This window comes from Variovorax sp. efr-133-TYG-130 (assembly GCF_030208835.1).
GTDB lineage: Bacteria > Pseudomonadota > Gammaproteobacteria > Burkholderiales > Burkholderiaceae_C > Variovorax.
The window spans coordinates 261,120-287,374 of the sequence record NZ_JARVTD010000010.1; the positions used below are offsets into that span (position 1 = coordinate 261,120).

23 protein-coding genes are annotated in these 26,255 nt (G+C 67.6%); 2 read left to right on the forward strand and 21 right to left on the reverse strand.

Features of this window, described 5'->3' with window-relative positions; all coding sequences use genetic code 11:
• Positions 1-28 precede the first annotated feature (28 nt).
• Genes QRN67_RS12625 through QRN67_RS12695 form a run of 15 tightly spaced genes read right to left on the reverse strand, consistent with a single transcriptional unit; the run spans position 29 to position 17,565 of the window.
• The gene (locus QRN67_RS12625) at positions 29-1,192 is read right to left on the reverse strand and encodes an ABC transporter substrate-binding protein (protein ID WP_285412032.1); all 1,164 of its coding nucleotides are present in this window, start codon (positions 1,190-1,192) and stop codon (positions 29-31) included.
• Between the two features lie 42 nt (positions 1,193-1,234).
• Positions 1,235-1,699: an aromatic-ring-hydroxylating dioxygenase subunit beta gene (locus QRN67_RS12630; protein WP_081266899.1), complete on the reverse strand. Its 465-nt coding sequence runs from the start codon at positions 1,697-1,699 to the stop codon at positions 1,235-1,237.
• Complete coding sequence (locus QRN67_RS12635; protein ID WP_285412033.1) at positions 1,696-3,021, reverse strand: aromatic ring-hydroxylating dioxygenase subunit alpha; 1,326 nt, start codon at positions 3,019-3,021, stop codon at positions 1,696-1,698. Before QRN67_RS12635 ends, QRN67_RS12630 begins: the two co-directional genes overlap by 4 nt.
• A 25-nt stretch (positions 3,022-3,046) precedes the next feature.
• Positions 3,047-4,192, reverse strand: coding sequence for an ABC transporter substrate-binding protein (locus tag QRN67_RS12640; protein WP_285412034.1), 1,146 nt, complete (start codon positions 4,190-4,192; stop codon positions 3,047-3,049).
• 1 nt (position 4,193) lies between these two features.
• The gene (locus QRN67_RS12645; RefSeq protein WP_285412036.1) at positions 4,194-5,360 is read right to left on the reverse strand and encodes an ABC transporter substrate-binding protein; all 1,167 of its coding nucleotides are present in this window, start codon (positions 5,358-5,360) and stop codon (positions 4,194-4,196) included.
• A 49-nt stretch (positions 5,361-5,409) separates the two neighbouring features.
• Complete coding sequence (locus tag QRN67_RS12650) at positions 5,410-6,144, reverse strand: SDR family oxidoreductase (protein WP_285412037.1); 735 nt, start codon at positions 6,142-6,144, stop codon at positions 5,410-5,412.
• Positions 6,141-6,953, reverse strand: coding sequence for a cyclase family protein (locus tag QRN67_RS12655; protein WP_106935234.1), 813 nt, complete (start codon positions 6,951-6,953; stop codon positions 6,141-6,143). The genes QRN67_RS12650 and QRN67_RS12655 overlap by 4 nt, the downstream gene beginning before the upstream one ends.
• Positions 6,954-6,969: 16 nt before the next feature.
• Positions 6,970-8,223, reverse strand: coding sequence for an SDR family NAD(P)-dependent oxidoreductase (locus QRN67_RS12660; protein WP_285412038.1), 1,254 nt, complete (start codon positions 8,221-8,223; stop codon positions 6,970-6,972).
• On the reverse strand, positions 8,220-9,395 hold the full coding sequence (locus QRN67_RS12665) for a thiolase family protein (RefSeq protein WP_285412040.1): 1,176 nt from the start codon (positions 9,393-9,395) through the stop codon (positions 8,220-8,222). Before QRN67_RS12665 ends, QRN67_RS12660 begins: the two co-directional genes overlap by 4 nt.
• Entirely contained in the window at positions 9,392-11,017 is a 1,626-nt protein-coding gene (locus tag QRN67_RS12670; protein ID WP_285412041.1) for an AMP-binding protein, read from the reverse strand. The genes QRN67_RS12665 and QRN67_RS12670 overlap by 4 nt, the downstream gene beginning before the upstream one ends.
• 14 nt (positions 11,018-11,031) lie before the next feature.
• Positions 11,032-11,520 carry an aromatic-ring-hydroxylating dioxygenase subunit beta gene (locus tag QRN67_RS12675; RefSeq protein ID WP_285412043.1) on the reverse strand — a complete coding sequence of 163 codons (489 nt, stop codon included), beginning with the start codon at positions 11,518-11,520 and terminating at the stop codon, positions 11,032-11,034.
• Positions 11,520-12,833 (reverse strand): aromatic ring-hydroxylating dioxygenase subunit alpha, encoded by a 1,314-nt coding sequence (locus QRN67_RS12680; RefSeq protein WP_285412044.1) that lies wholly within the window; start codon positions 12,831-12,833, stop codon positions 11,520-11,522. The genes QRN67_RS12675 and QRN67_RS12680 overlap by 1 nt, the downstream gene beginning before the upstream one ends.
• A gap of 20 nt (positions 12,834-12,853) precedes the next feature.
• Positions 12,854-13,846, reverse strand: coding sequence for a PDR/VanB family oxidoreductase (locus QRN67_RS12685; RefSeq protein WP_285412045.1), 993 nt, complete (start codon positions 13,844-13,846; stop codon positions 12,854-12,856).
• Between the two features lie 13 nt (positions 13,847-13,859).
• A complete protein-coding gene (locus QRN67_RS12690; RefSeq protein ID WP_285412047.1) occupies positions 13,860-15,368 on the reverse strand; it encodes an indolepyruvate oxidoreductase subunit beta family protein in 1,509 nt (502 codons plus the stop codon).
• Positions 15,369-15,372: 4 nt separating this feature from the next.
• Positions 15,373-17,565: a thiamine pyrophosphate-dependent enzyme gene (locus tag QRN67_RS12695; protein WP_285412048.1), complete on the reverse strand. Its 2,193-nt coding sequence runs from the start codon at positions 17,563-17,565 to the stop codon at positions 15,373-15,375.
• A 144-nt stretch (positions 17,566-17,709) separates the two neighbouring features.
• Between QRN67_RS12695 and QRN67_RS12700 the strand changes: the two genes are divergently transcribed.
• A complete protein-coding gene (locus QRN67_RS12700; protein ID WP_081266913.1) occupies positions 17,710-18,189 on the forward strand; it encodes a MarR family winged helix-turn-helix transcriptional regulator in 480 nt (159 codons plus the stop codon).
• Between the two features lie 27 nt (positions 18,190-18,216).
• Here QRN67_RS12700 and QRN67_RS12705 read toward each other — a convergent pair whose 3' ends face one another.
• From QRN67_RS12705 to orn, 6 genes are all read right to left on the reverse strand, one after another.
• Positions 18,217-19,101 carry a quinone oxidoreductase family protein gene (locus QRN67_RS12705; RefSeq protein ID WP_285412049.1) on the reverse strand — a complete coding sequence of 295 codons (885 nt, stop codon included), beginning with the start codon at positions 19,099-19,101 and terminating at the stop codon, positions 18,217-18,219.
• Positions 19,098-19,901 (reverse strand): alpha/beta fold hydrolase, encoded by an 804-nt coding sequence (locus tag QRN67_RS12710; protein WP_285412050.1) that lies wholly within the window; start codon positions 19,899-19,901, stop codon positions 19,098-19,100. Before QRN67_RS12710 ends, QRN67_RS12705 begins: the two co-directional genes overlap by 4 nt.
• Positions 19,898-20,902 (reverse strand): 3-hydroxybutyryl-CoA dehydrogenase, encoded by a 1,005-nt coding sequence (locus QRN67_RS12715; protein WP_285412053.1) that lies wholly within the window; start codon positions 20,900-20,902, stop codon positions 19,898-19,900. Before QRN67_RS12715 ends, QRN67_RS12710 begins: the two co-directional genes overlap by 4 nt.
• Positions 20,892-21,965 (reverse strand): NAD/NADP-dependent octopine/nopaline dehydrogenase family protein, encoded by a 1,074-nt coding sequence (locus tag QRN67_RS12720; RefSeq protein ID WP_285412054.1) that lies wholly within the window; start codon positions 21,963-21,965, stop codon positions 20,892-20,894. Before QRN67_RS12720 ends, QRN67_RS12715 begins: the two co-directional genes overlap by 11 nt.
• Positions 21,966-22,175: 210 nt before the next feature.
• Positions 22,176-24,077 carry a DEAD/DEAH box helicase gene (locus QRN67_RS12725; RefSeq protein WP_285412055.1) on the reverse strand — a complete coding sequence of 634 codons (1,902 nt, stop codon included), beginning with the start codon at positions 24,075-24,077 and terminating at the stop codon, positions 22,176-22,178.
• Between the two features lie 248 nt (positions 24,078-24,325).
• Positions 24,326-24,922 carry an oligoribonuclease gene (gene orn / locus QRN67_RS12730; protein ID WP_106935248.1) on the reverse strand — a complete coding sequence of 199 codons (597 nt, stop codon included), beginning with the start codon at positions 24,920-24,922 and terminating at the stop codon, positions 24,326-24,328.
• A 60-nt stretch (positions 24,923-24,982) separates the two neighbouring features.
• Between orn and QRN67_RS12735 the strand changes: the two genes are divergently transcribed.
• Positions 24,983-26,242, forward strand: a complete 1,260-nt coding sequence (locus QRN67_RS12735) for a M48 family metallopeptidase (RefSeq protein WP_285412056.1) — start codon at positions 24,983-24,985, stop codon at positions 26,240-26,242.
• The last annotated feature ends 13 nt before the right edge of the window (positions 26,243-26,255 follow it).

The window sequence follows — 26,255 nt, forward strand, 5'->3', positions numbered from 1 at the left end:
GCCCTCCGGAAAGTCGAATGCATGAGGTTCAAGGTGCGAGCTTCCATTGGCCGTTGTCGAGCTTGACGATCACGCGGGCGCGTTCGTCCACGCCGTAAAGACTGCCGGGCTTGAAGGTGTAGACGCCGTGCGTGCCCACCACTTCCTTCGTGCTGAAGATGGCATCGCGCAGCGCCACGCGGAACTCGGGCGTGCCCGGTTCGGCCTTCTTCATGGCGCGCGAGGCCGCGTCGGCGAACACCAGCCAGCCGTCGAACGAATAGGCCGAGAAGGCATCGCTGGTCGGCGCGTTGTTGACCTTCTGGAAGACGGCGCGGAAATCGGTCGCGATCTTCTTGGTCGGATAGCTGTCGGGCAGTTGCTCGGCCACGATCACCGGGCCGGTGGGCATCAGCGCGTTCTGGCCGGCCGCGCCGACCACGCGCACGAAGTCGGGGTTGATCAGGCCGTGCTGGCCGTACACGCCGCCCTTGAAGCCGCGCTCCTGCAGGGCCAGGAACGGCAGCGCGCCGGGCGTACCGGCACCGCCGGTCATCACCGCGTCGGGCCGCAGCGCCACGATCTTCAGCACCTGGCCGGTCACCGATGCGTCGCCGCGCGCATAGCGCTCGTTGCTCACCACCTTGATGCCGGCACCGGGCGCGGCCTTCATGAGCGCGTCGTAGACCAGGTCGCCCCAGGCGTCGGAGAAGCCGATGTAGCCCACGGTCTTCACGTTGTTGCGCTTCATGCGCTCGACCACCGCGTCGATCATCAGCTGCGTGGGCTGCGCCACGGTCATGACCCAGGGGTTCTCGTTGGGGTCGAGCAGGATCGGCGTGAGGCCGATCATCGGCGTCTTCGCTTCCTTGCCCACCTGCGCCATCGCTATTGCCGCGGGAACGCCCGATGTGCCCATGAGCACGTCGACCTTCTCGTCCTCGATCAGCTTGCGCGCATTGCGCCCGGCGGTGGTGGGGTCGGAGCCGTCGTCCAGCACGATGAGCTGCACCTTGCGGCCGTTCACCTCGCCCTTGTAGGCCAGCGCGGCCTGCATGCCCTTGGCGTAAGGCACGCCCAGCGAGGAGTTCGGCCCCGACAGCGACACGCTCAGGCCGACCTTGAGGTCGGCCGCCAGCGCGCTCGCAACGCCACAGGCGGTCAGCACCGCGGCGAGTGTGCCGCGCGTCAAGGTCTGCATCAGGCTCTTCATGTCGTAGCTCCGGTAAGGATGGTGTTGGAGGGAACAGGTAACTCAGATGAACAACTGGATGGCCGGCAGCGCGCGCGCCGCGTTGAGCAGGTCGACGCGCTTCTGGCGGATAGCCCAGCCGGCGGGTGTGCGGACAAGGTGATGGCGGGCAGTGCCGCTCAGCAGGATCTGGTCTTCGCCGCGCGCCTCGACGTAGAGGAACGGCGTGCGCAGCCATGCCTGGCCGCCCTCCTCGCGCTCGATGCGCGAGGGCTGCAGCACATGCTGGCTGTGGCTGGCCGGGTGCTGCGAATGGGCGCGCGGGTTCTTCAGGCGGTCCACGCGCAGCTGCAGCAGCAGCCGGTCTTCGTAGGCCAGCGAGTTGTGCGAGAACGGGTCGGCCTGCGCCGCGCCCAGCAGCGGCACCCAGTAGTGGCCGTCTTCCGCGAAAAGGGCCAGCCACTCGTCGAGCCGGCGCTCATCGAGCAGGGCCGCTTCATGGGCGACGAAATCGCGCGGGTCCGTCATTGCACGGCCTCCATGCCCGCCGCCATGGACTTCGCCCATGCACGGAACTGGTTGCGCATCAGCAGTTCGTTGGTGCCGTTGGTGGTGACCGTGGCCTGCTGCGTCTCGGCCGGATCGTGGTTGCGATGCAGGCTCACCCATTCGTTGCCGCCAGCGCGCAGGCCTTGCTGGATGCTCTCGAACAGATGCACGTCGTCATGCGCGACCACCGACATCGGCGAGAACACGAGCCGGTTGTAGCTCATGGCGCGCTCGAACAGCAGTGCCGGCGCACCTGCAGCGCGGAAGCTCCAGGCCTCTATCAGCGTGCGGTTGGCGGCCAGCGGGCGAATCACGCGAATGGCCTGCGGCGAGCCCTTGACCGACAGGCTCGGATAGAAGACCGAGTTCTGCGGCGAGCGCTGCAGTATCTCTGCGGCACGCTCCTCGCCGTGCGCGGCACGCATCGCGGCTTCGTACTCGGGCAGTTGCGCGTAGTTGGAGTGGATGCTGAAGTTCACCCCCAGCACGCTGTGGCCGTTGGCGAACACGCGTCCACCCATCTTGTCGAAGAACTCGTAGCCCGAGCCGAAGGGCAGTATCTGTTCCATCGCCATCGGCTTGGGGTCGGTGGGCGCATGGCCTTCCCACAGGGCCTCGGCCGCCTTGGTGGCCGACTCGTGCGTCGACATCGGGTGCACCGTGTCGTTGATATTCTCCAGGTACATCTTCCAGTTGCAGTGGACGATGTTGCGCAGCACGCCGCCGCCCACCGTCAGCTTGCCTTCGGGCGAGCGGTCCACCATGTTGTCGATGGCGCCCAGCACCTCGCCGAAATAGTCCTCGAACGAAGGCCCAATCTCGGACAACCGCACGAACACGAAGTCGCGGTACACCTTCACGTTCTTCACCACCGACAACCCCTGCCCCGACTCGCATGCCTTGAGCTGCGTGCCCTCGTAGCCGTTCTTCAGCGGCAGCCCGAGCGGCGCGCCGTCGAGCTTGTAGGTCCAAGCGTGGTAGGGGCAGCGAAAGAACCGGCCGGTGTTGCCGCACTCGTCCGTCACCAGCTGCGTGCCCTTGTGGGCGCAGCGGTTGTAGAGCACGTGCACGCCGCCATCGGGCTGCCGCACCATGAGCAGCGGCCGGTCCGCGATGTCCTGCGACACGAAGTCGCCGGACTCCGGCACCTGGCTCGCATGGCCGAGAAAGACCCAGGTGTTGGCGAACAGGTGCTCCTGTTCCAGCGAGAAAAGCTCCTCGCTGAGGTACAGGTCGCGGTGCACCCGGTCGTCCCGGACCAGCGCCGCGACAAGATCGGGGCGGTTGCGGTAGGTGGTCATGGCGATGTGCTCGGTGGCGTGGGGGCTACGGAACCAGCTTCCACTGCCCTTTGGTCATCTGCACGATGACCACGCCGCGCTGGTCGGAGCCATAGCGGTCGTCGGGCTTGAAGGTATAGACGCCATGCGTGCCCACCAGCTCCTTGGTGCTCACGATGGCATCTCGCAGCGCCGTGCGGTAGGCCGGCGTGCCCGGTTCGCCCTTGGTGCGCGAGGCGGCGTCGGCCAGCAGCAGGTAGGCGTCGTAGGTGTACGACGAGAACGCATCCGTCGGCACCGCGCCGTTGACCTTCTGGTAGGCGCTGCGAAAGGCCATCGACACCTTCTTGATCGGGTTGCTGTCGGGCAGCTGGTCGGCCACCAGCACCGGGCCGCTGGGCACCTGCAGCCCCTCGATGGAAGCGCCGCCCACGCGCACGAAGTCCGCGTTGATCAGGCCGTGCGTGCCGTAGATCTTGCCCTTGTAGCCGCGATCGGCCAGCGCGATGTACGGCAGCGCGCCGGGCGTGCCGGAGTTGCCCGCGAACACCGCATCAGGCCGCGCCGCGACGATCTTCAGCACCTGCCCGGCCACCGACGAATCGCTGCGCGCATAGCGCTCGTTGGCCACCACCTTGATGCCGGCCGCGTCGGCGCTCTTCACCAGCGAGTCGTAGGCCAGGTCACCCAGCGCGTCCGAGAAGCCGATGAAGGCCACCGTCTTCACGCCCGACTTCTTCATGCGGTCGACCACGCCCGCGACCATGAGCGGAAAAGGCTGCGACACCGTCACGGTCCACGCGCCCTCGGGGCCGGCGATGGAGACCGGCGTGGGCGAGATCAGCGGCGTGTTCAGTTCCCTGGCCACCGCGGCGATGGCCATGGCGCCGGGCACGCCGGATGTGCCGATGAGCACGTCGACCTTGTCCTCCGTCACCAGCTTGCGCGCATTGCGCCCGGCGGTGGTGGGGTCGGAGGCGTCGTCGAGCACGATCAGCTGCACCTTGCGGCCGGCGATCTCGGGATGCTCGGCAATCGCTGCGCGAATGCCCTTCTCGTACGGAATGCCGAGCGCCGCGACAGGCCCGGAGAGCGAGCTGATGAAGCCGATCTTCAGGTCCGCCGCCATGGTTTGCGCGGCGGCCAGCGCGAGCGCCGTGGCGCCGAGGATGTGTGTGAGCTTCAGTTTCATGTCAGGGCACCAGCTTCCATTGGCCTTTTTCGAGCTTCACGACGACGCGCGAGCGGTCGTCAGAGCCGTAGCGATCGGTGGGCTTGAAGTTGTAGACCGAGTGCGTGCCCACCAGCTCCTTGGTGCTGACGATGGCGTCACGCAATGCAAGGCGGAACTGCGGCGTGCCGGGCTCGGCCTTGCTGGCCAGCGCACGCTGCGCGGCATCGAGGTAGATCAGCCATGCATCGAAGCTGTAGGCCGAGAAGGTGTCGGTGGGCGGCGCGCCGTTGGCCTTCTGGTAGGCGGTGCGGAAGTCCATCGCGATCTTCTTCATCGGGTTGGCGTCGGGCAGTTGCTCGGCCACCACCACCGGGCCGGTGGGCGCCAGCAGGCCTTCGACCGACGGGCCGCCGACGCGGATGAAGTCGGGGTTGATCAGCGAGTGCATGCCGTAGATCTTTCCCTTGTAGCCGCGCTCTGCCAGCGCCAGGTAGGGCAGCGCGCCGGGCGTGCCCGATGCGCCGGTGATCACCGCGTCGGGCCGCAGCGCCACGATCTTCAGCACCTGCCCGGCCACCGACGAATCGCTGCGCGCATAGCGTTCGTTGCTCACCACCTTGATGCCGGCGGCGGGCGCCGACTTCATGAGCGCGTCGTACACCAGGTCGCCCCAGGCGTCGGAGTAGCCGATGTAGGCAACCGTCTTCACGCCGGCCTGCTTCATCTTCTCGACCATCGCGCCCATCATCAGCGGCGCGGGCTGCGGCAGCGTCACCATCCATGCGCCCTCCTCGCCGGCCAGGTCGGCATTGGCGATGGAGATGAGCGGCGTCTTGGTTTCACGCGCCACGCCGGCGATGGCCAGAGAGCCAGGCGCACCGGCCGTGCCGATGATGACGTCGACCTTGTCTTCCTCGATCAGCTTGCGTGCATTGCGCGCGGCGGTGGACGGGTCGGACGCGTCGTCGAGCTGGATCACCTGCACCTTGCGGCCACCCACCTCCGACTTGTAGGCGACTGCGGCCTTCATGCCCTTGTCGTACGGAATGCCCAGCGACGACACCGGCCCCGACAGCGAAGTGATGAAACCGACCTTGAGATCGGCGGCCCAGGCGCTCGCGGCGCCCAGCGCGCCGATACCCACGGCCACGGCCGCGAGTGTGCGAATTCGGTTCATGACTTTCATGGCGATGCTCCAGAGGTGGTTTTGGTTGGACGTGAGGAAAACTGGAAACTCAGAGGGCGAGGCTTCCGACGCTGGTGCCGCCGCACACGTACAGCACCTGCCCGGTGACGAAGCTGTTGTCGGCATCCGCAAAGAAACGCACGGCGCGTGCCACGTCGGCCGACTCGCCCAGGCGCTTGACGGGCACCGAGGCGGCGAGCGCGCGTTCCTTCTCGCTGCCGGCCTCGACCACGTCGTAGAACATGTCAGTGCGGATCGGCCCCGGGGCCACCACGTTCACCGTGATGCCGTCGGCAGCCAGTTCGAGCGCCCAGGTGCGCGCCATGCCCAGCATGCCGGCCTTGGTGGCCGAGTAGCTGGTGCGCGTGGCGAGGCCTAGCGCGGCGCGCGACGACAGCAGCACCACGCGGCCGAAGCGTTGCGCGCGCATCGCGGGCAGCGCACCTTGCACGAGCTGAATGGCACAGCCCAGGTGCAGGTCGACCAGCGCATCGAGGTCATCGAGCTTGACGTCGGGCAGCAGCGCGGCGCGGATGACGCCCGCGTTGTGCACGATGGTGGTCGGTGCGAAGCGATCCACCAGTTCGCGCACAGCCTCGCCCGTGGCGGCGCGGTCGCTCAGGTCGACCTCGATGCTGTGCAGCTTCGGGTGGTCGATCTCGGCCTTGCGGCGTGCGAGCGACACCACCTCATAGCCCTGCGCGAGCAGGTCTTCGCAGATCGCCTTGCCGATGCCGGCGCTGCCGCCGGTGACGGCCGCGACCCTGGGTGCGGCGTTGGTCATGCCGAAGCTCCCACCAACGCCAGCACACGCAGCGGGCTGCCGCTGCCCTTCTCGATCTTCAGCGGCGGGCAGATCAGCACCGCGCCGGCCGGCGGCAGCAGGTCGAGGTTGCTCAGGCACTGCAGGCCGTAGCGGCCCGCGCCGTGCATGTAGTAGTGGCACGGATAGGGCGGGCGAAGGTGGTAGCCCTGCCCCGCGTCGGTGCCGATGGCCTCGGAGCCGAAGCCCAGCACGTCGCGCTGCTCGACCAGGAAGCGCACGGCGGCGGTGCTCGGGCCCGGCGTGTGCTGGCCCGTCTCGTCGAAGTTCTGATACGCCTCGGGGTCGGTGCGCTTGGACCAGTCGGTGCGCATCAGCACCCACGCGCCCTTGGGGATGCGGCCATGCGCCGCCTCGTAGGCCTCGATGTCCTCGAGGGTCAGCAGGTAGTCGGGGTCGTCCTTCACCTGCGGCGAACAATCGATCACGCAGGCCGGCGCCACGAAGTGCTGCACCGGAATGGTGTCGACCGAGTTGTTCGGCAGGTCGCGCCCGGAGATCCAATGGATCGGTGCATCGAAGTGGGTGCCCGTGTGCTCGCCGCAGGAAAAGTTGTTCCAGTACCAGCCCGGGCCGCGCTCGTCGTACTTCGACACTTCCTCGATACGGAAGGGCCAGCACTGGCCCATCTCGGGCGGCAGCGCAATCTGCGGGAACTCGGGCGTCAGCGTCTGCGTGAGGTCGATCACGCGGATGCGGCCGCTGGCCATGGCAGTCACCAGGCCGCCGAGGATCTCGGCGGTGGACATCAGTTCGGTTGTCGTGGTCATTCGTGTGGCTCCTGTCTCAGCCGCCTGCGGCCAGCTCGCGCTCGAGCACCTTCGGGTTGTCGCGCCAGCGCTCCAGCCACTCCTGCGCCACGTCGCCGGGGTAGACGTCTTCCACGCCGTCACGCAGCGCCTTCACGATGGCGTTGGCCAGCGCGGCGGGTGCGAGCTTGGGCGGCGGCGTGTGCTGGTTCCATTCGTCGTCGATGGGGCCGGGGAAGACGTTGATCACGCGGATGCCGGCCGGTCGCATCTCCGCGCGCAGGCACTGCGCCAGCGAATGCGCCGCCGCTTTCGAGGCGCTGAAGGTGCCGTGCGGCGGGAAGTTGCTCAGTGCGTAGATCGACAAGAGGTTGACCCATGCCGTAGCGCCGGTCACGCCATCGGCCGAGCGGCCCTTCAGCGCCGGACCGAACTCCTGAGCCAGCCGCAGCAGGCCGAAGTAGTTGATGTCCATCTCGGCCTTGGCCACGTCGGTGCCGCGCCGTGCGCCGATGCCGAAGGTGCGGTGCACCTCGGCGTTGTTGATGACGATGTCGACCTTGCCGCCGATGGAGCCCGCAAGCTCGGTCACCTGGCGGCCGTTGGTCAGATCGAGCGGCACCAGCGTGACCTGCGGCAGCGCCGAGATGTCGTCCAGCCCCTCGCCCATCTTCTTCCAGGGCTCGGCATGGCCGACCCAGACGATGTCTGCGCCGGCCTTCACCAGCGCGCGCACTATCGCCTGGCCGGTCTCGGTCTTGCCGTCGGTCACCAGCACCTTGCGGAACTTGGGGTCGCTGGTCATTTCGCGCAGCATCTTGTCGTCGGCCATGTGGGGACTCCCTTCATTCGGAAAACCAATGAGAACGGCCTGGCCCGCGCGGTCGAGCCGGGCGCCTACGCGCACCCTTTGCGGCGCGTCGCCGACCTCGCCATGCAGATGGACCATGAGCGTGGGGCCGGCATCCAGGTGCACCAGGCCCAGCCGCCAGGGCAGCCGCTCGCGGAAGAACAGGTCGTTGCTGTGATGCAGCGTGGTGCTGCCGAGCAGTTCGCCCTCGCCGCTCTGCGCGCGCCAGCGCAGCGCGGCCGAGAGGCATTTGTGGCAGACCTCGCGCGGTGGGTACTGCACCGTGCCGCAGTCATCGCAGGTCTGCAGCTCGAAGCGGCCTTCTGCGGCGGCGGCCGTCAGGCCCAGGGCCACGCGGCCGCGCGCGCCGGGCGGCAGGTTCATCTGCCGGGTGCGCAGAACCGGGTTCTTGCGCGGAGGGCGCATCAGGGGCATGGTCATGCGGGTCTCCCCAGGATCACCGCGCCTGTGCACAGGCAGCGGTCGTAAGTCACCATGCCGAAACCGGCGACAAGGCCCAGTTGTGCATCGGGCACGGTGCGTTGCCCGGCTTGATCGGAAAGTTGCCGGATCGCCTCGACCATGCCGAGGAAGCCGCCCGCAGCGCCTGCCTGACCTGCCGAAAGCTGCCCGCCACTCGTGTTGTTCGGAAAGCTGCCGTCGAAGGTCATGGTGTGGGCCTGCACGAACGCCGGGCCCTCGCCCTTCTCGCAAAAACCCAGGTCTTCGAACTGCATCATCACGATGACGGGGTAGTCGTCGTAGGTCTGCACGAAGTCGAGCTCGGCGGGCTGGATGCCGGCCTGCGCGTACAGGTCGTCGCGGTCCTTGCGCCAGCCGCCCTGCACCATCACCGGGTCTTCGGCATACGCGTTGTGGCGCTCGATGGCACCGCGGATGACGACGTGCGCCAGGCCCAGGTCGCGCGCGCGCTCCTCGCTCATCACGAGGAAGGCGTCGGCGCCCGCGCAGGGCATCACGCAGTCGAACAGGTGGATAGGGTCGGAGATGGGCCGGGCCGCCATGTACTCGTCGAGCGTCAGGCCCTTCTTGAACATGGCGTTCGGGTTGCCCAGCGCGTTGGTTCGCTGGTCGACGCAGATGCGGCCGAAGTCTTCACGCTTCGCGCCGTAGGTGCGCATGTAGTTGGCCGTGATGAACGCAAAGATCGAGTTCGGGCCGCCCGAGCCATACGGGTAGCTCGCGTCGCGCGCGAAGTTGCTGAAGCTGCCGAGCGTCTGGCGGAAGGAGTCGACATGGTTGGTGTCGGCGCCCACGCAGGCCACGATGTCGGCATCGCCCGCCTGTACCGCCCGCGCGGCGCGGCGCAGGCACATCACGCCCGAGGCACCACCCGTGGGCACATGGTCGAGCCAGCGCGGCGACATGCCCAGGTGCTGCGTGACGCCCACGGCCGTATCGGGCGCGAGCGAGAAGCTGCTGAGGCACAGGCCGTCGATCTGCTCCTTTGGCACGCCGCTGGCCTTTACCAGCGCCTCGATGGCCTGCCCGATGAACCAGTGCGCTGTGCGCGTGGAATAGCGCACGTAAGGCACGGTGATGGGCACCGCGACCGCGACGCCATCGTAGGAGAGCCGTCGTTTCGTGGTCATGGCTGCCTTTTCTTCATCGCACGCGTGTCGATGCAATGGCCCTGGCCCGGCAACGAATGCGCCATCTCGCGTAGCTGCCCGCGCTGGATCTTCTGCGACGGCGTGAGCGGCAACGCATCGACGAAGGCGACGTAGCCGGGCGCCTTGTAGTAGGCGAGCTGCGCCAGCGCATGCTCGACGATGCTGGCCGCGATCTGAGTGCGCTGCGAGGCATCCATGTCTTCTCGCACCACGATGCAGGCCAGAACTTCGTCGCCTCGCACCGCGTCGGGCGTGGCGGCCACGGCCGACGCCTTCACTGCCGGATGCTGGTTGAGCACGCTCTCGACCTCGACGGCGGAGATGTTCTCGCCGCTGCGGCGGATCACGTTCTTCTTGCGGTCGACGAAGAAGAAGTTACCTTCGGCGTCGCGGCGCACCAGGTCGCCGGTGTGGAACCAGCCGTCGGCCCAGGCTTCGCGCGTGGCCTCCTCGTCCTTCAGGTAGCCGGAGAAGAAATACCGCTTCGGGTCGGTGCCGGCCGAACGCACCAGCAGTTCGCCCGGTGCATCGACGCCGGCTTCATTGCCATCCTCGCCCACGAGGCGAATCTCGACGAAGTCTTCCTGCCGCCCGAAGCAGCTCGTGCCCACGAGGCGCGGCTCCCGGTTGGCCATGATGCAGGCGGCCGCACCGGTCTCGGTCATTGCCCAGGCCTCGACCAGCGGGAAGCCGAAGCGCTCCTCGAAGGGCGCGTGGTTCTTGCGGTCCACGCCGGCGCCGAAGCCCCAGCGGATCGCATGGTCGCGGTCCGCCGGCGATGCGGCTGCGGACAGCAGCATGGCCGGCATCACGCCCAGGTAATGCACGATGGTCGCGCCGCTTTCCTTCGCACTGGCCAGCCAGGTCTTCGGATGGAAGCGGTCGAGCTGCACCAGGCAACCGCCGGCGACCAGCACCACCATGGTGGAGAAGGCCATCGCGTTCATGTGGTTCAGCGGCAGCGGCGTGATGACGCGCTCCGTGTCGGGCCGGATGCTGCACACGCCGTCGAGCGCCGCGTACCACTCGCCAGCGCGCAGGAAGTAGGCATTGCTCAGGATGCAGCCCTTGGGGCGGCCCGTGGTGCCTGATGTGTAGAGCAGGCCGCATTCGGTGTCTGTGCCGATGGGCTCATGGGCGCGCGGTGCGGCGGTCTTCGCCGGCGGCACCGCGTCTTCGGGGCCCATGGTCTCGAATTCAACACCCGCCTGCGCCGCCGCTGCACGCAGGTCGGCGGCGCGGCCCGGCAGCGTCACGGCCAGGCCGATCTCGCTGTGGCCGATCAGGTAGACCAGCTCGGCCGAGCGCATCTCGGCGTTGATGGGCACCACGCTCACGCCCAGTGCGTTCAGCGCGAGCCAGTGGAAGATGAAGGCCGGCCGGTTTTCCAGCAGCAGGCCGACACGGTGGCCGTGCCCATAGCCGGCTTGCGCATAGGCCGCGCGCAGGCGCTCGATCTGCGCGGCGGCCTCACCCCATCGGATGGCGCCCGCTTCGATGCCGTAGGCGGCGGCGGTCACCGATTCGGTGAACAGGAACTCGGCCTGCGGCGTGCGCGCCGCGGTAGCCGCGAAGACTTGATGGACGGTGGCGTGTGGCATCGCTTTCGTCCCTGTCAGATGAAGAGCTGCACGGCCGGCAGCGCCGCGTCGCAGTTGAGCAGGTTCACGCGCTTGAGCGTCATGCGCAATGCACCGTCCTGCACCGTGAGGTGATGGAAAAAGGTGCCGACGTAGAACTGCAGCTCGTCGCCCTGCGATTCGGTGTAGTGGAATTCGGTGCGCACCACGAACCGATTGGCTTCAGCATCGAACTCCTCGACCACCGGCACCTGCAGCAAATGGTGGCAGCGGCTCGGCGGCTGCTGCGAGAAGGCGCGCGGGCTCTTCAGGCGCTCGATGCGCAGGTCGCGAAGCAGCTTGTCTTCGTACAGATGCGATGTGTGGTTGAGGCCGTCTTCCTGGTCGGGCACGAGCGGCACCCAGTAGAAGGCGTCGTCGGTGAAGAGCGCATTCCACGCTTCGTAGCGGCGCGTGTCGAGCAGGTGCGCTTCGTTCACGACGAAGTCGATCAGGTCCTGGCGGGTGACTTCGATGCCGGCCATCACATGGTCTCCGTCATGCGCTGGACCCAGCTTCGATACTGGTTGCGCATCGGCAGCTCGTTGGTGCCGCCCGTGGTGATCTCTCCGCCCTTCAGCTCCGAAGGGTCGTAGTCGCGGTGCAGGCTCACCCACTCGTTGCCGCTCGCATGCAGCCCCGCCTGCATGCCGCGGTAGGCCTGCAGGTCGTCATGGCCCACAACCGAGAACGGCGAGTTGATGAGCCGGTTGTACATGGTGGTGCGCTGCAGCAGTTCGGGCGGCGCGCCCTTGAGGCGGAAGGTCCAGCTCTCGATCAGCGTCTTGTCGGCGGAGATCGGCTTCACCACGCGGATCGCCTGGATCGCGCCCTTGATCGTCAGGTTCGGGTAGTACACCGTGTTGTGCCGCGCCATGCCCAGGATCTGCGCCGTCTTCTCCTCGCCGTAGCGGGCCTTCATGGCGTCGTCGTACGCGGGGATCGCCTTGTACTTGCTGTGGATGCTGAAGTGCACACCCGTAAAGCTGTGGCCGTTGTCGTAGGTGCGGATGCCCATGTCCTCAAAGAACTTGTAGTCGGACATGAAGGGCGCGAACTGCTCCACCGCCATGGGCTTGGGCTCGTCTTCCGGCTTGTCGGCCCACATGCGCTTGGCGGTGCCGGCCGAAGACTCGTGCGCCACCATGGGGTGCATGGTGTCGTTGAGGTTCTCCACGAACATCTTCCAGTTGCACTGGTGCATGAAGCGCAGGCAACCGCCCGCGATCTCGAGCTCGCCTTCGGGCGAGCGGTCGGCCATGTTGTCGATGGAGCTCAGCGAGTCGCCGAAGTATTCGTCGAAGTCGGGGCCGGCGTCGTTGATCTTCACGAAGATGAAGCCGCGATGGCTGCGCACATGCTTCACCGTGGTGAGGCCCTTGCCAGATTCGCATTCGTGCAGCTGGGTGTTCTCGTAGCCGGTCTTCAGCGGGATCGCCAGCGGCGCGCCGTCCGTCTTGAAGGTCCAGGCGTGGTAAGGGCAGCGGAAGAACTTGCCGGTGTTGCCGCACGCGCCGTTCACGAGCCGCGAACCCTTGTGGGCGCAGCGGTTCATCATCACGCGCACGCTGCCGTCGGAGTGCCGCACGATGATCAGCGGGCGGCCCGCGATCTCGTTGCTGATCCAGTCGCCGGGCTTGGGCAGTTGGCTTTCATGGCCGACGTAGTTCCAGGTGTTGGCGAAGAAGTGCTCCTGCTCCAGCTCGAACAGCTCCTGGCTGGTGTACAGGTCGCGGTGCACCCGGTCGTGCTGCACCAGCGCGCGAACGGCATCGGGGTTGTCTCGGTACGAGGTCATGGTTCTTCAGGCTCCTGGCTTCAGATGTCCAGCACCAGCCGCGCACCCTTGGCGCGCGAGATGCAGATCTGCATGACGTTGCCTTCCGCCTTCTCGCGGGCGGTGAGCACGTAGTCGCGGTGTTCGATCTCGCCTTCGAGCACGGGCACGGCGCACACGCCGCATTCGCCGCGCTTGCAGTCGAACATCGGGTCGCAGCCGTGCTCGATCAGGCAGTCGAGGATGCTCTGGTCGGCCGGCACGGTGAAACGCTGGCCCGACTGGGCGAGCTCCACCTCGAAGGGCTGGTCGCCTTCTTCCGCGACCGGCTCGGTGAAAAGTTCGAAGTGCACGCGGTCGTGTTCCCAGCCGCGCGCCTGGGTGCGCTCGAGCACCGCGTCGAGCATGACCTTGGGGCCGCAGACGTAGAGGCGGTCGCCGGCGGGAACGCCGTCGAGCATTGCATCGATGCCGAGCGGCGTGCCGGCTTCCGCATCGGCGTGCACGTGCAGATCGTCGCCCAGCAGCGCCTGGAGTTCAGGCAGGAAGGCCATCAGGTCGCGGCTGCGGCCGGCGTAGTGCATGCGCACGGCCGCACCTTCGGCGCGGCGGCGGGCGGCCATGGTGGCGAGCGGCGTCACGCCGATGCCCCCGGCTACCAGCACGGTGCCGCCGGGGCCGGTGTGCAGCGGGAAGTCGTTCCTGGGCGCCTCGATGGCGAGGGTGTCGCCCTCTTTCAGCTGCTCGTGCATGAAGCGCGAGCCGCCCCGGCCTTCGGCTTCCTTGCGCACGGCGATCACGTACTCCGCCGGGGCATTGGTGGCGTTGCGCGCCGTATCGAAGTTGATGAGCGAGTAGTGACGCCAGTCGGCCTTTCCATCGGGCAGCGACACCTGCACGCGAATGTGGGCGCCTGCCGAGAAGCCGGGCAGCGCGCGGCCGTCTTCGGCACGCAGGCGCAGCATGCGGATCAGCGGATTCAACGCCCGCGCCTCGACGACGCGCAGTGAGAGGGTGGCTGAGGGTGCGGTCATCTTCGTTGTCTCTTCAGGCCAGTGCGTGCTGCGCCAGCGCGGCCTGCAGCTTGTGGCCATGTTCGTCGGCCAGCGCCGCGTCGCGCAGTTCGCGCAGCGTGGCCGGCGCCAGCGCGGTGCCGGCGCGCTCCACGGCGCGCATCACGGTGTCGTAGTTGCGGATGCCGCGCTCGTGCGTGTCGCTGTAGCCCTTGACCAGGCGCTGGCACTGGGCCAGCTCCACGGCCAGTTCGGGGTTGCGCTGCGCGGTCGCGGCGATGCGCTGCAGCCATTCCTCGATGCGGCGGTTTTCCTCGGCATAGCGCATGGTCGAGAGGCGCCAGCGCTTGCACGCCGCCACCATGCGCAGCATGAGATAGCCGCGCAGCGAGCTGGTCTGGATCACGCGGCCATGCTGCGTGAAGCGCTCCACCAGCTTCCTGGGCGTCGTCGAATTCATGAGCCAGCGGCCGATGCCACCGGGCAGCGTCTCGCAGATCTCCTGCAGGCGCGGGTGCATGTATTCGTTGATGGCGAGCACCTGGCCGGGCTGGACGCGGGCCTCGCCGCGCACGCGCTCGAAGCGGGTAGCACGGGTCTTCAGCGCTGCGACGCGGGCGGTGTCTTCGTAGGACATCCAGAGCGCGAGGTGACGCGCGGTTTCGCGCAGCAGGCGATGCTCATCGTTGCCTGGCAGCGCGGCAACGGCTGCCATGCGGTCCAGGTACAGGCCGGCGTAGGCGGGGTCCTGGTAGTCGATGAGGCGGCGCACGCCTTCGAGCAGGAAGTCTTGCGCCTGCACCGGAAAGTCGCGTTGCACTCGCTCGACCAATGCCCGAACGGCCGGGTGGCGCGGCTGCGGCGCCGGTGCGGTGACCGGCGCTTCCTTCGCAGGCTCGCCGTCGTCACCGCCCTGTGCGCGAGCGAACGCCGCGCCAAAGGCCTTGAGGCTGGGCTTCACACCCACGCCGCCACGTTCGATGGTCGCCTCGAACTGCGCGCGGCTGAACGGCAGCACGCCCGAACCCGCAAGCGCGCCGAACAGCACCGCGCTGATCACGCTGCCCGACGCCTCGGCCGCCTGCGCCATGTCGAAGCGGATGAAGCGCTTGGCGGCCTTGGCGGTGTGTGCCAGCAGCTGGTCGCTGTTGACACGGCCATCGCCAAGTGCGCTCTTCTCGGCGATGGAGAACACGCGGTGCGTCGAAGCGATCAGCGTGGTGCGGTCGCGCGTGACCAGGCCGCGCTGCACGGCGCGCCCGGCCTCCATGAGTTCGGACGCCAGCACCACGTCGACGTCGCCGGGCAGCGGCATCAGCGCAAGAATCGGCAAGCCGCCATCGGCCTCGGCCTGCGCCGTCGGGTACAGCTCGACGTAGTAGATGGTCGCGCCGGTGCGCTGGGCCACGCCCGGCACCGATGTGGTCTGGGCGACGTAGCCGTTGGCCTCGCCCATGTCGACGATCCAGTCGGCCAGCACGCCGCCGCCCTCACCGCCCATGGCGAGGATCGCGATCTTGATAGGTTGTGCAGTGCTCGTCATCGCGTCAGAAGGCATAGGCTTCACGGCGACGCGCTTCGCCGCGCTGCAGCCAGCCGATGACGGCGGCACGCACGCGCTCGCGCAGCATGTCCCAGCGGCTGGGGTTGCTCACGATCTGCGCCTTGTAGAACGACGGGCACAGCACCGCCGCATGCGAGACCTCGCCGCACACGCCGCAGCCCACGCAGCTGTCGAGCACGGTCGCGACCGGGTCGGTGCGCAGGGGATCGGGGTTGGGCTTGATCGACAGCGACGGGCAGCCCGACAGGCGGATGCACGAGTGGTCGCCGGTGCAGGTGTCGGAGTCGACGCCGAACTTCTCGCGCACCATGCGCTTGCCGTCGGCGATGGCCTTGCGCACCAGCGGCTTCTCGCGGCGCTGCTTGTTGAGCATGCATTCCGACTGGGCGATCAGGACCTTGGGGCCCTTCTTCGTCGTGGTGAGCGCTTCTTTCAGCGCATCGCGCATGCCCGCCACGTCGTAGGTGCGGCGCAGCGTCTTGACCCATTCGACGCCCACGCCGCGCACGGCACGCTCGATCTCGTGGCCGGTGCTGCGCGTCTTGTTGACGGCGTGCGACGACAGGATGTCCTGCCCGCCCGTGGCCGAGGTGTAGTTGTTGTCGACGACGATGGTGAGGTTGTCGCTCTTGTTGAAGACCGCGTTGGCCACGCCGCTGGTGAGGCCGTTGTGCCAGAAGCCGCCGTCGCCCATCATCGAGATCGCTCGCTTGCCGGCCGGCGCATTGAGCGCCGCCGCACCCGCACCCCCCAGGCCGTAGCCCATGGTGGTGTTGCCGATGTTGAAGGGCGGCAGGATGGAGAACAGGTGGCAGCCGATGTCGGCGCTCACGTGGTGCGCGCCGAGTTCGCGCTCCACCAGCTTCATCGCGCTGAAGATCGGACGTTCAGGGCAGCCGGTGCAGAAGCCCGGCGGGCGGGCATGCACCACCTCGCCGAGCGCGGTCGATGGCTGCACGGGCTCGGGTGCGGCATCGACACCGACCGCGGCCACTTCCTTCAGCGGAATCACCTTGCGCACCGGTGCGGGCACCGGCAGCGGCGCCAGGCGGCCGTAGCGTTCGCAGAAGCTGCGCGCGCCCTTGAGCAATTCGGCGGCGGTGTATTCGCCGGCCACCGGCAGCATGTCCTTGCCGTGCAGCGTGGTGTCGGAACCGGCCTGGCGCAGGATGGTCGCGAGGTTCTGCTCTACGAAGTTGGGCTGCCCCTCTTCCACGATCATCACCGCGCGCTTGCCCTTGCAGAAGCGGATCACCTCGCTCTCGATGACGGGGTAGGCCACGTTCATCACATAGAGCGGCACCTGCGTGTTGCCGTAGACATCGGCCAGGCCCAGCCGCTCCAGCGCGCGCAGCAGCGTGTTGTAGCTGCCGCCCTGCACGATGATGCCGATGTCGTCGGCTTCTTCCGAGAAGAACTCGTTGAGCTTTCGCTCCTCGATGAAGCGCACGGCGGCGGGCCAGCGGTCCTTCACCTTCTCCTGCTCGTGCACGAAGCTCGCAGGCGGCAGCACGATGCGGCCGACGTCGCGCTGCGGATTCTCGAGCGCGTCTTTCAGCGTGAACTTGGCGCGCTTGTTGTCGCCAGCCACGAAGTGCCCGTGCACATGGCAGGCACGGATGCGCAGTTGGAGCATCACGGGCGTGTTGCTGGCCTCCGAGAGATCGAAGCCCTGCTTCACCGCATCGACGATGCTCGGCAGGTTGGGGCGCGGATCGAGCAGCCAGATCTGCGACTTCATCGCGAAGGCATGGCTGCGCTCCTGCATGATCGACGAGCCTTCGCCGTAGTCCTCGCCCACGATGATGAGCGCGCCGCCGGTCACGCCGCCCGAAGCGAGGTTGGCCAGCGCATCGGAGGCGACGTTGGTGCCGACGGTCGCCTTGAAGGTGACGGCGCCACGCAGCGGGTAGTTGACGGAGGCGGCCAGCGTGGCGGCGGCAGTGGCTTCGCTCGCGCTGTTCTCGAAGCGGATGCCGTGGTCGGCCAGGATGTCCTGCGCGTCGGCCAGCACGTCCATGAGATGAGAGATCGGCGCGCCCTGGTAGCCCGCCACATAGGAAACCCCGGATTCGAGCAGGGCCTTGGTGACGGCCAGAATGCCCTCTCCACGGAACACCTCTCCGCCAGAAAGCCGCAGCTTCTTGACTTCTTCGACGAACGAACGCTCAGCCATGTGGGTCCTTGTTCTCTATCGTGGGAGGATGGGCATCAGTTGCCACATCACGCTTTCTATAATGTTGACAAATGAATGTATCCACAATCATGAATTACCCTAGACATGCAAGCCGCGTGCCCGCGGCGACCGTGAGGTGCCTTCATGGCTGAAGAACAACCCATCGAGTCCCACCGCTTCGTCGACGACTACCTGCCCGCGCTGCTGGCGCAGGCCAGCCAGCTGATTTCGTCGGAGTTCCACGAGGTGGCGCGGCAGCAGGGCTTCTCCGTGTCCGAGTGGCGCGTGATGGCGTCTCTTGCAGGCAGCGAGCCGGTCAGCATCGGCCAGCTCGCACAGGTGACCGTCACCAAGCAGCCCACGGTGACGCGGCTGCTGGACCGCATGGAATCGCGCGGACAGGTCGAGCGCCTGCCCCATGAAAGTGATCGCCGCATCACGCTGGTGCGCATCACGCGCAAGGGGCTGAAGGCGGTCGAGCACCTGATGGAACTGGCGCGCGAGCACGAGCGGCGCGTGCTGGAGCCCTTCGGCCTGCGCCGTGCCGAGGAACTCAAGCAGACGCTGCGGCAGATGATCGAGCTGCACGTGCACGTGCCGGTCGAAGGGCCAGAGGAAGACTGAAGGATCGAGGCGCGCGTTTTCAGCGGCTCAGAGGCAAGGCACGAGAACAGCCCGCCCGCGGTGGCCTCGCTGCACGATCCAGTCGAGCGCGAGGGCCGCGTCCGCCAGCACGAACGGCTGCACGTCGAGACGCAGGCGGCCATCGGCAAGCCTTGCCAACAGTTCGGGCGCGGCGGCGCGGCCCGCTGCTTCACGCCGGAACATGTTCAGGGGCAACAACGCAACATCGCGCTGCAGGAAGTGAGCGATGTCCAGTTGCAGCGTCGGGCCGGCGGTGTAGCCGACCAGCACGGCGCGCCCGCCCGGCCGCACGCACGGCAGGACTTGGGCGAGGACATCGCCGCCGACGGTGTCGACCAGCAGATCAGCGCTGGCTACAGGGGGCGGCTCGGCACCCGGCATCACGGCGGTGACCGTGCAGCCTGCCTCGCGCGCAAGCTGCACCACGAGCGACCCCACGGCGCCGCTTGCGCCTGTCACCAGCACCTGCTCTCCGGTTTGCAGCCTGGCGACGTCATTCAATGCCACCCAGGCCGAAGTCGTCGGCGAGAAGAACGCCGCGCCCAGCGTCATCGGCACTTCGTCCGGCAACGGCCCGAGCGCTTCGTCGGGCGCGTCGATGCATTCGCACCAGGTGCCGTCGAAGAGCGTGCCCAGGCCGCTGCCGCGCAGCCATACGCGCTGGCCGACCTGGTAGCACCCGCTCGCGACGACGATGCCCGCCGCCTCCACACCGGGCGTGTACGGCGAGGGCGGATGCCGCAGGAAGCTGCCACGCCATACGGTCCGGTCGATGTGGCCGACCGTGGCGGCCTCCATCTGCACGAGGGTGCGACCGGGCCTCGCGACAGGGTCGGCCACTTCTTCCAGCACCGGTGCTGCGTCGAAACCGTGGATGCGAACAGCCTTCATGGCAGGGTAGAAAGAAATTCGAGCACCGTGCGCGCGAAGGCCTCGGGCATCTGGTCGGGCAGCGGCACCATGCCGCCTTCGATATCGACGATGCGGGCCTGCGGCAGATGGTGCTGCAGTTCAGCCGCATGCGGCGCGGCAAAGGGATCGTGGGTGGCGCGCACGATCAGCGTGGGCTGCGCGATGCGGCCGATGCGGTCTTCCATGCGGTAAGAAGCCACGGCGCGGTGGCCCTCTTCGACACGATGGCCGACCTTCAATGCATCGAGCACGAAGGCCTCGAGCAGATCGGGCCGACCTGCCGGATAGAAACCCTGGCGCTTCTGCCACAGCGCAGCGAGATGGGTGCCGTCCTCGCTGGGAGCGACTTCGTCGATGGGCGGGCGTTGTGCGCGCGCACGCCGGAACGGCTCGTCGGTATAGGGCGTCGAAGACAACACGAGGCTGCGAACCCGGTCGGGGAACGCCGCGGCAAGCTCCACAGCCACGACCCCGCCCGTGTGATGGCCGACCACGTCGGCCTGCGCGATGCCCAGTTCATCGAGCAATTCGCAGGCGACGCGCGCCCATTGCTCGATGCTCGCGGGCACGCCGCCATCGGAGGAATCGCCGAAGCCTGCCGTGTCCATCGCAATGGCGAGCCGATGCGCGCCCACCAGCGGCAGCACCGCGCGGTACTCGGCCCAACTGCGTGGCGACTGGTGCAGCAACAGCACCGCGCGCGCATCGCGTTCTCCGCATGCCGCATAGTGCACCTGCCCCACCGACAGGTCGACGAAGGCGCGGCGGATGGCGGTCATGACAGCGTCTCGTCGGCAGGTGCGCGCCACAGGCCCGCATGCCGCAGTTCGCCCAGCGTGCGCGACAGCACGTCGCGACGGTAGGCGCCGATGTCGCGGCCTTCGTAGTCGTAGAAGCCGCTGCCGCTCTTCAGCCCCAGCCGCCCCTCTTCGACCATGCGGCCGACGATGGCCGGTGCGGTGTAGCGGCCCTTGTCGAGCGAGGCCGACATCTCGCGACTCGCGTGGTGCAGGATGTCGCAGCCACCGAAGTCGATGAACTCGACCACACCCAGCGCGGCGAAGCGCAGCCCCAGGCCGTAGCGGGTGGCCTTGTCGATCTCTTCGGCCGTGGCAGCGCCCTCTTCGATCATGCGTGCGGCCTCGTTCATCACCAGGGCCTGCAGGCGCGGCACGATGTAGCCCGGCGACGCACCGCAGACCACGGGCAGCTTGCCGATCTGCTCCATCAGCGACTTGGTGCGCGCGAGCACGCCGGCGTCGGTGCCGGGGTGGCAGCTCAGTTCCACCACCGGGATCAGATAGGCCGGGTTGAGCCAGTGCATGTTGAGGAAGCGCTCTGGCAGCCGCACGAACGCGGCCAGCTGCGTCACGAGGATGCTGCTGGTGGTCGAGGTGAGGATGGCATCGTCGCGGCAATGCCGGTTGATGTGCTCGAAGGCCTCGCGCTTGGCCTCCATGGTCTCGGGCACGCCCTCGAACACGAGTTCGGCAGCGGCAAGCGCGCGCGGGGCCGACGCGGCATCGACGAAATCCACGCGGGCGGCAATGCGCTCGATCTGCGAAGCGTCGATCACACCGAGCTGCGCCAGGCCCGAGAGGCTGGCTTCGATCTCGGCCTCCGCTTCGTCGCGCAGGCGCTGCCAGGCTTCGTCGCTGCGCTGGCGCAGGTCGATCAGCGAGATGCGGTGGCCGGCATAGGCGAACGCGATCGCGATGCCGCGCCCCATGCGGCCGGCGCCGACGGCGGCGAACCGGGGCGGCGCTGCGTCATTCGCCATCGTGCAGCCTCTGCCTGAGCTGCGTCGCGCTCAGGCCGGCAAGGCCCAGGCTCTCGAAGGTGCGCGGGCCTTTGCGCAAGTCACGGCCGAGGAAGCCGCCGACGATGGCCAGAAGCCCGTGCGCAATGGGCGCATCCACACCCGCATGGCGCGCCGCCGAGGCCAGGAAGGCCAGGCCGAGTTCGGTGTCTTCCGTGATGTAGCGGTGCGTGTGCAGGTCGATGTTCTCGCGCCAGTCGCCCGACTTGACCAGCTGCTTGTGCGCATCGCCGTACATCCAGCGGTCGTTGTCGTAGTGGTCGGCCAGCGGATAGTGCGGCGCGCACTGCCCGAAGGCTTCGCGCACCGCAATGCGCTCCTGGTCGAGCCGGTCGGTCACGTCGCGCACCGCGCGCTGGGTGCCTTCGTTGTGGATGTCCCAGCGCTCGAAGTGCTGCAGCGGCGCGGCGTTCATCACCATCAGCGGGGGATGGATGACGGGGCCGGCATTCATGAGCGCGCCCGAAAGCGCGTCGCCGCAGCCGTGCACCGACGGGTAGGCGCGGCGGATCACCTCGATGGCCTGCACCTCCTTGCGGGCCGGATACACGCCCGTGGGCAGCCGGATCGCGCGGATGGTGACGTTGACCTCGCGCTCGCCATGCTTGCGCGCGAGGTACGGCAAGGTGCCGGTCTCGGCCCAGGCGACGTCGGCACGGCTGCCGGCTTCTTTCACCGTCCTGGCCATCACGTAGCTGCCGAAGGTGCCCGGCGGCAGGAACACCACCTGCCCGTCGGCCAAATGCGGGGCCATCGCGAGCGCGATGTCGTGCTGGGCGATGGCGGGCGTGGGGATGACGATGAGCTCGGCGTCCTTCAGCGCCGCGCCGATGTCGGCAGTGGCGAGCGCGATCGGTACTTCGCGTGCGCCTTCGGCATCTTTCAGCGTGATCGCTCCGGCGCGCACCACGGGTTCCAGCGCCGCGGCATCGCGGCGCCACAGGCGCACCTCGTGGCCGGTTTCACACAGGTCGGCGGCGGCCGCATAGGCACCGTGACCACCCCCAAGAATCGCAATTTTCATGTCGAAAGTCGAAAAGCAGGTGTCGATGAACCGGCGGCCGCAGGACGGACCCGGGGAAGCAATGCGCTATTACATTACTTTTCATCGATTCAGGTGTCAATCAAATTCGACGACACCGGGCTGCTCGGAAACCCGAAATGAAAAAGCCCGCGTTCGTGAGAAGCGCGGGCTTTTGGGGCGAAACGGCCGTCAGGCCGTTCGGATGCGGGATCAGCGGGTGGGCTTGAACGCGCGCTTTTGCGCGTCGCGGGGCACGAACACCTTGCCCGGGCCGCCGTGGCCGGCGCCGTTGCCGCGGGGCGCAAAGCCCTCGCGAGGCGCGAAACCTTCGCGGGGAGCGAAATCGCCACGGCCACCGCCGTTGCCGCCGCGCGGGGCGCTGTCACCCCAGCCCGGCTTGCGGCCATAACCGCCGCCGCCGTTGCCTTCGTCACGGCCGCCGCCGAAACCGGCGTTCTGGCCGCCGAAGCCGCCAGTACGCGGGCCCGGAGCGCGCGAACCGCGGTCGTTGAAGCCGCTGGCGCCGGCGTAGTTGCTGTTGCCGCCGCCGAAGCCGCCGGCATTGCCACCACGATGGCCGCCACCGCCGCCACCGAACTTGCGGTCGCGCGAATGGTTGTCACGGCCGCGGCCGCCGAAGTCGCCTTGCGGGCGGGATTGCGGCATGCGCTGTTGCGGCTCCATGCCCGGCACCACTTCCGCCTTGAACTGCTGGCGGCTGTATTGCTCGATGTCCATGATCTTGCGGCGATCGCGGAACTCGGCAAACGTGATGGCCAGGCCATCGCGGCCGGCACGGCCGGTACGGCCGATACGGTGGGTGTAGTCCTCGGCCTTCATCGGCAGGCCGAAGTTGAAGACGTGGGTGATGGTCGGCACGTCGATGCCGCGGGCGGCGACGTCGGTCGCCACCAGGATCTGGACCTGGCCCTGGCGCAGCGCCATCAGGCGGCGGTTGCGCAGACCCTGGCTCAGGGCACCGTGCAGCGCCACGGCGCTGAAGCCTTCTTGCTGCAGGTCGTTGGCGAGGCCGTCGCATTCGACCTGCGTGCTCGCGAACACGATGGCCTGGTTGATGCTGGTGTCACGCAGCCAGTGGTCGAGCAGCTTGCGCTTGTGCTGGGCGTTATCGGCCCAGAACAGCACCTGCTTGATGTTGGCGTGCTTTTCCTGCGGGCTGTCGATGGTCACGCGCTGCGGCTCGCGCATCACGCGGGTGGCCAGTTGCTGGATGCGCGGCGCGAACGTGGCGCTGAACATCATGGTCTGCTGGCGCTCGATGGTGAGCTGGTTGACTTCCGCCAAATCGTCGGCGAAGCCGAGGTCGAGCATGCGGTCGGCTTCGTCGACCACCAGGAACTTGACCTGGTCGAGCTTGATCTGCATCGAGCGCTGCAGGTCGAGCAGGCGGCCCGGCGTGGCGACGACGAGGTCGGCGTTCTGCAGGCGGGCGATCTGGAGCTGGTAGGGCATGCCGCCCACCACGTTGGCGATGCGCAGGCCGCGGCAGTGGCGAACCAGTTCGATGGCGTCATGCGCGACCTGCTGCGCGAGTTCGCGCGTCGGGCACAGGATGAGGGCGCCGGGGGTGGCGGCCTTGAAATGACGGGCGTTGGTCGGGTCCTTGCGCTTCGGCTTCTTCGGCACGGTTTCGCCGCGGGCGGCGGCTTCGGCGGCCAGGCGCTGGAATTCGGCCTTGGCTTCGGCTTCGGCTTCGGCCTGGCGCTTGATCAGCGTGTGCAGCACGGGCAGCAGGAAAGCGGCGGTCTTGCCCGAGCCGGTCTGGCTGGACACCATCAGGTCGACGAAGCGTGCCGATTGGGCGGTGCCTGCCTGCTCGCCCATGGCGATCGGAATGACCTTTTCCTGGACGGTGGTGGGCTGGGTGAAGCCCATGTCGGCCACGGCGGCGATCAGCTCGGGCGCGAGGCCTAGCTTGATGAAGCCGTTGGGCTTGGCGGGCTCTTCGGCCACGGCCGCTTCGGGGGCGGCGGCGTCGAGCGCCTCGAGGATGGGAGCCTCGGAAACAGTGTCCACGGCAGCGGTGAACTCGTTGTGGGTAGCGGATTGCACAGGCGCGAATTCGCCCTGCGCTTCAAAAGCGTCGGTCATGTATGTCAATCTCAAACGCGAGCGCTGCCGTAGGCGGCGCCCCGTTGGTGGTTAAAAACATCAACCATCCAACGACATTCAGCTTCAGGCTTTCGCCTGGGGCTGCGGCCCTTTTTGATCAGCGGATGCGATCGGGCGCGGTGTGCAAGATAGGGAGATGCAAGAGACGCTGGCCGGGCCTGGAACACATGGCCTGATCAGCGAAGCCCGCAATTATGGCACGAATCCGGGTTTTTACCTAATCAAGATCAATCCGCAAGACGAAGGAAGGTTTCGCGGTAGTGCGCGAGTTCCTCGATGGACTCGTGCACGTCGGCCAGGGCGGTGTGCGCCTGCTGCTTCTTGAAGCTGCTGTAGGCCGTGGGCTTCCAGCGCTTGGCCAGTTCCTTCAGCGTGCTGACGTCGAGGTTGCGATAGTGGAAATACGCCTCGAGCTTGGGCATGTACTTGACCAGGAAGCGCCGGTCCTGGCCGATGGTGTTGCCGCACATGGGCGAGCCGCTGCGCGGGATGTACCTGGCGATGAATTCCAGCAATTGCTGCTCGGCGGCGGCTTCGTCGAGCGTCGAGGCCTTGACCTTGTCGATCAGGCCGCTGCGGCCATGGGTGCCCTTGTTCCAGGCATCCATGCCGTCGAGCACGGCGTCGCTCTGGTGGATGACGAGCACGGGGCCGTCGATGCGAGGCGTGAGGTCGGGGCCGGTAACGACCACCGCGATTTCGAGCAGGCGCTCTTTCTCGGGGTCGAGGCCGCTCATTTCACAGTCGAGCCAGACCAGGTTCTGGTCGCTTTTCTTGAGGGTGGGCACTGCGGCCGGGGACGTCGGGTCAAGGGATTCGGGCATCGCAGGATTGTCGTCGAAGGTCTGCGGCCCCAGATAGCGAGGGCTAAACTCGCCGCTCCTATGTCCTATTCGCTCATCTTCACCATTGCTTTCGCGGTTGCGCTGGTTGCGGGGCTGCTCGTGAAGTTCTGGCTCGCCTCCCGGCAGGTGCGCCATGTGGCGCAGCATCGCGGCACCGTGCCGGCCGCTTTCGCGCAAACCATCACCCTCGCCGCCCACCAGAAGGCGGCCGACTACACCATCGCCAAGGCCCGCTTCGGCTTGATCGAAATGGCCTGGGGCACCGCGCTGCTGCTCGGCTGGACGCTGCTCGGCGGGCTCGACGTGCTCAACAAGCTGCTGCTGGCCTGGATCGGCGGCGGCATGGTGCAGCAGCTCGCGCTGCTGGCGGCATTCGCGGCCATCAGCGGGCTGCTGGAACTGCCTTTCACGCTCTGGCAGACCTTCCGGCTCGAGGAGCGCTTCGGCTTCAACAAGATGACCTGGAAGCTCTGGCTGGCCGACACGGTCAAGTCGACGCTGCTGGGCGCGGTGATCGGGCTGCCCATTGCGGCGCTCATTCTGTGGCTCATGGGTGCCGCGGGCCAGCTGTGGTGGCTCTGGGCCTGGGGTGCCTGGATGGGCTTCAACCTGCTGCTGATGCTGATCTATCCGACCTTCATCGCACCGCTGTTCAACAAGTTCAAGCCGCTCGACGACCCCACGCTGAAGGCGCGCGTCACCGCCCTCATGAAGCGCTGCGGCTTTGCCGCCAAGGGCCTGTTCGTGATGGACGGCAGCACGCGCAGCGCGCATGCCAACGCCTACTTCACAGGCTTCGGCGCCAGCAAGCGCGTGGTGTTCTACGACACGCTGCTGCGCCAGCTCAACGCGAGCGAGGTCGAGGCCGTGCTCGCCCACGAGCTCGGCCACTTCAAGCACCGCCATATCGTGAAGCGCCTGATCGCCATGTTCGCGCTGAGCCTGGCCGGCTTCGCGCTGCTGGGCTGGGTGTCGACGCAGGTCTGGTTCTACACCGGCCTGGGCGTGCAGCCCAACATGGCCGCGCCGAACAGCGCACTCGCGCTGCTGCTCTTCATGCTCGCGGTGCCGGTGTTCGGCTTCTTCGTGGCGCCGCTGCCAGCGCGCCTGTCTCGCAAGCACGAGTTCGAGGCCGACGCCTACGCGGTGGCGCAGACCAGCGGCGCCCACCTGTCGGCCGCGCTGCTCAAGCTCTACCAGGACAACGCATCGACGCTCACGCCCGACCCGGTGTTCGTCAGCTTCTACTACTCGCACCCGCCGGCCTCGGAGCGCCTTGCGCGCATGACGGCCGCCTGACCGCCCCCATCAC